The organism is Streptomyces sp. NPDC051172 (genome assembly GCF_040682555.1).
In the GTDB taxonomy this organism is placed as follows: domain Bacteria; phylum Actinomycetota; class Actinomycetes; order Streptomycetales; family Streptomycetaceae; genus Streptomyces.
This window is the reverse complement of the sequence record NZ_JBFBBE010000259.1, coordinates 1-3,623: the sequence shown is the minus strand read 5'-3', so window position 1 is coordinate 3,623 and position 3,623 is coordinate 1. Positions and strand designations below refer to the sequence as shown.

General features: G+C 66.8%; 3 protein-coding genes and 1 pseudogene. 3 read left to right on the top strand and 1 reads right to left on the bottom strand.

Annotated features, from left to right (window positions below; genetic code table 11):
- Positions 1–84: 84 nt before the first annotated feature.
- Positions 85–405 carry a hypothetical protein gene (locus tag AB0N07_RS50015; protein WP_350749207.1) on the top strand — a complete coding sequence of 107 codons (321 nt, stop codon included), beginning with the start codon at positions 85–87 and terminating at the stop codon, positions 403–405.
- A 57-nt stretch (positions 406–462) separates the two neighbouring features.
- On the opposite strand, the gene AB0N07_RS50010 is transcribed toward AB0N07_RS50015, so the two are convergent.
- A complete protein-coding gene (locus AB0N07_RS50010) occupies positions 463–1,734 on the bottom strand; it encodes an IS110 family transposase (protein WP_206495882.1) in 1,272 nt (423 codons plus the stop codon).
- A 325-nt stretch (positions 1,735–2,059) separates the two neighbouring features.
- Between AB0N07_RS50010 and AB0N07_RS50005 the strand changes: the two genes are divergently transcribed.
- Positions 2,060–3,313 carry an IS256 family transposase gene (locus AB0N07_RS50005; protein ID WP_365847536.1) on the top strand — a complete coding sequence of 418 codons (1,254 nt, stop codon included), beginning with the start codon at positions 2,060–2,062 and terminating at the stop codon, positions 3,311–3,313.
- A 48-nt stretch (positions 3,314–3,361) separates the two neighbouring features.
- A pseudogene (locus AB0N07_RS50000) lies at positions 3,362–3,502 on the top strand (IS30 family transposase); the annotation flags it as partial.
- Positions 3,503–3,623: the final 121 nt, after the last annotated feature.

Genomic DNA, 3,623 nt, shown 5'->3' with positions numbered 1-3,623 from the left:
GGCCCGCCGTTCCCAGTACCGCCGTTCCCTCACTGAAGCGCCCTGGGTTTCGTTCCGACCTACTTCCTCAAGGAGGATCGGAACATGCCCCAGAAGTACAGCCCCGAGTTCAAGGCCCGCGCCCTGAAGCTCATCGAAGAACGCGTCCGCACGGAACAGTGCTCGGGATGGGTCGCCTGCACCGCCGTCGGCGAGGCTCTCGGCGGGATCTCACCCCACACCCTGCGCAACTGGTGGAAGCAAGACCGCGTCGATCAGGGCGAGGCCCCAGGGCTGAGCGCGGCTGAGGCAGAAGAGATGCGCCGGCTGCGCAGGGAGAACCTCGAGCTGCGTCGAGCGAACGAGATCCTGCGCAAGGCATCGGCTTTTTTCGCAGCGGAACTCGACCGCCCCACGACGAGATGATCGCGTTCATCGACGCAAACCGAGTTGAGTCCCGCATAGTGGATGCTCCTATTGCTGTCAAGCGGCCAGTGGCGGGCTGATCTGCTCCAGGATGGCGGTCGCTCGGGCCTCGAGTTCAGGGTCGGCGCGAGTTCCGATCTCGAGTCGTCGGAGCCGCTGGTAGGGGACGCCGAGAGTGGCGGCGAGAACGCTGATCGGGATGCCTTTCGCTTGTCGGCGTGCTCGGAGTTCGCGCCCGACGGGATTGTCGGTGGCGGGATTGAGCAGAGCGGCATAGATCTCGTTCGCGACGTGTCGTTTGAGGCAGCGCATGATGTCACGGTCGGTGAGTTGCTCCGAACGACGCCTCTCGAAGTAGGCCATCGTCCGAGGCTCGCGATGCCGCATGCGCAACAGCACAATCCGGTGCAGCGCGGCGTTCGCGTGCCGGTTCCCGCCGCGAGAGAGTCGATGCCGTGTGCGTTGTCCGGAGGAGGCGGGGATCGGGGCGACACCGGCGAGAGCGGCGAAGCTGGCGCGGGTTCCGAGCCGCTCGGGGTTGTCGCCGGCGGCGACCAGGAGCGTCGCTGCGGTGACAGGACCGACTCCGCTCAGGGACAGCAGCGTGGGGTTGACCTGCCGGACGAGCATCTCCAACTGTTGTTCTATCAGGTCGATCTCGGCTTGCATCGTGAGGTGTCGGACCGCGAACCGTCGCAGTGTCTGCCGGGCGACGACCGCGGGATCGGGGGACGTGATTGTTCCGGGCCGAGTCTTGGCGAGCGTGTTCACCAGACGCTGCCCGCTGAGAGCGCGGAACGCCTGTCGCACGAGCTCGGGTGCGGTGATCAGCAGCGCGTGGATCTGGTTCATCACTTGCGCTCTGGCCTTGGCCGCCGAGCGCCGCTCTGCGAGGAGGATCCGCATCGACTCGACCGCGCCATCACCAGACTTTGGGATCGCGGTGTCCGTTCCTGCGAGGACAGCGACCGCTGCCTGGTGGGCGTCGAGGGGGTCGGACTTGCCGCGACGACGGCGGGCTTGCCGGTCCTGTCGCGCGACTTCGATGACGGTCAGCCCCGCCGTGGTCAGCGCGCGTGCGAGGCCAGCCCCGTACGACCCCGTTCCCTCCACCCCGATACGGACGACATCACCGTGCGCGTGGAGGAACGCGACGATCTGCGCGTAACCGCGACCGTCGGCACGGAACTCTCGGTCCGCGACAGGTCGGCCCACGAGATCGAGGATCGCGACGTGATGCGTTTTCTTGTGCGTGTCGACCCCGGCGACCAACTCGGAGCCTGGTGGCAACGGGTTGGTCAGCGGCGGGTCGAGTGTCATGCTCGTCATTGACGGGATTCCCTTCCAATGGTGATGAACGTCACCGCGGGTCGGGTGAGTGCAGACAGCACAAAGGTGAGACGACTTTCCGGTCAGGCTCCTATCAAGTCATGTGCCCGCCCGGCCCGCAGCGACCCCGGCGTCGACGGACAGATCCACAAAAAGACAGCCGCGAACGGCGTCCGTGTAATTTCGGGTCACGCCGGCGCCGGAGCCGAATCCATCATCTCTGTGTAGCGCCCGGTGGTCGGGCACGTCGTCTCAGACGTGGACGCGGCCACCGTGTGATCCTTCGAGTGAACCTCTCACAGCACCCTCGAATGGAGTCATCACGATGACCGCTCCTCATATTCTCGACCCTGCCGGCCTGCTCGGAGAAGCCCTGTCCGAGGCCTCCCCGGACATGATGCGCCACTTGCTGCAGACCATGATCAACACCCTGCTCTCCGCCGATGCAGACGCGGTGGTCGGTGCCGAATGGGGCAAGCCCACCCCGACACGGTCCGCCCAGCGCAACGGGTACCGGCACCGGGACCTGGACACCCGGGTCGGCACGGTCGATGTAGCCATCCCGAAGCTGCGCTCTGGGACGTACTTCCCGGAGTGGCTGCTGGAACGCCGAAAGAGAGCGGAGTCGGCGCTGATCACCGTGGTGGCGGACTGCTACTTGGCCGGGGTGAGTACCCGGCGGATGGACAAGCTGGTCAAGACCCTGGGGATCAATGCCCTCTCCAAGTCCCAGGTCTCCAGGATGGCCGCGGACCTGGATGAACACGTGGAGTCCTTCCGCCACCGGCCCCTGGATGAGGCCGGTCCGTTCACGTTCGTGGCCGCGGACGCGCTGACGATGAAGGTCCGCGAGGGCGGGCGGGTGGTCAACGCGGTGGTGCTGCTGGCTACCGGGGTCAACGGTGACGGCCACCGCGAGGTCCTGGGGATGCGCGTGGCGACCAGTGAGACCGGTGCGGCGTGGAACGAGTTCTTCGCGGACCTCGTGGCCCGGGGCCTGGCCGGGGTCCGCCTGGTCACCAGTGACGCCCATGCCGGGCTCAAGGACGCCATCGCCGCCAACCTGCCCGGCGCCACCTGGCAGCGGTGCCGGACCCACTACGCGGCGAACCTGATGGGCATCACCCCGAAGTCCATGTGGCCGGCGGTGAAGGCCATGCTCCACTCGGTCTACGACCAGCCCGACGCCACGGCGGTGAACGCGCAGTTCGATCGGCTGCTGGACTACGTAAGCGAGAAGCTCCCGGCGGTGGCCGAGCACCTCGGTGATGCCCGGGCGGACATCCTGGCCTTCACGACGTTCCCGAAGGACGTCTGGACGCAGATCTGGTCGAACAACCCGGCCGAGCGGCTCAACCGGGAGATCCGCCGCCGCACCGACGCGGTGGGCATCTTCCCCAACCGGGCAGCCATCGTCAGGCTGGTCGGGGCGGTGCTGGCCGAGCAGACCGACGAATGGGCCGAAGGGCGCCGCTACCTCGGCCTCGAGGTCCTCGCCCGCTGCCGCCTCACCCCCGTCGAGGACACCGGAAGCGAGGTGGGCACCGACACCGACACTGCCCTCGAGCTCAGCGCCTGACAACCCCAACGAAGGATCCAACCGCTACACCACCACAAGGGGCTTGACCCGAAGAGCACCGATCTGAGCATCGTCACCCGCGCTGAGCTGACCGCGATCCAGGACTCGCTCAACGGTCGACCACGCAAGACACTCGGCTATCTGACACCATCGGAGAAGTTCACGGAACTCATTGCGACCACCGGTTGAATCCGCCCACTCGTTCCGGGAAGCAGGAGTACCGGGCCACGGTGGCGCAGTGGAAGGCCCAGGAAGCTGCCAGGCGGCCCAAGCCGGCGAAGCTGGCCACGAACCAGCGACTGCACGACTA

What these genes read in the sequence shown, in the direction of transcription:
- AB0N07_RS50010 (WP_206495882.1), bottom strand. Translation starts at nt 1,734, where the DNA reads ATGACGAGCATGACACTCGACCCGCCGCTGACCAACCCGTTGCCACCA.
- AB0N07_RS50005 (WP_365847536.1), top strand. Translation starts at nt 2,060, where the DNA reads ATGACCGCTCCTCATATTCTCGACCCTGCCGGCCTGCTCGGAGAAGCC.
- AB0N07_RS50015 (WP_350749207.1), top strand. Translation starts at nt 85, where the DNA reads ATGCCCCAGAAGTACAGCCCCGAGTTCAAGGCCCGCGCCCTGAAGCTC.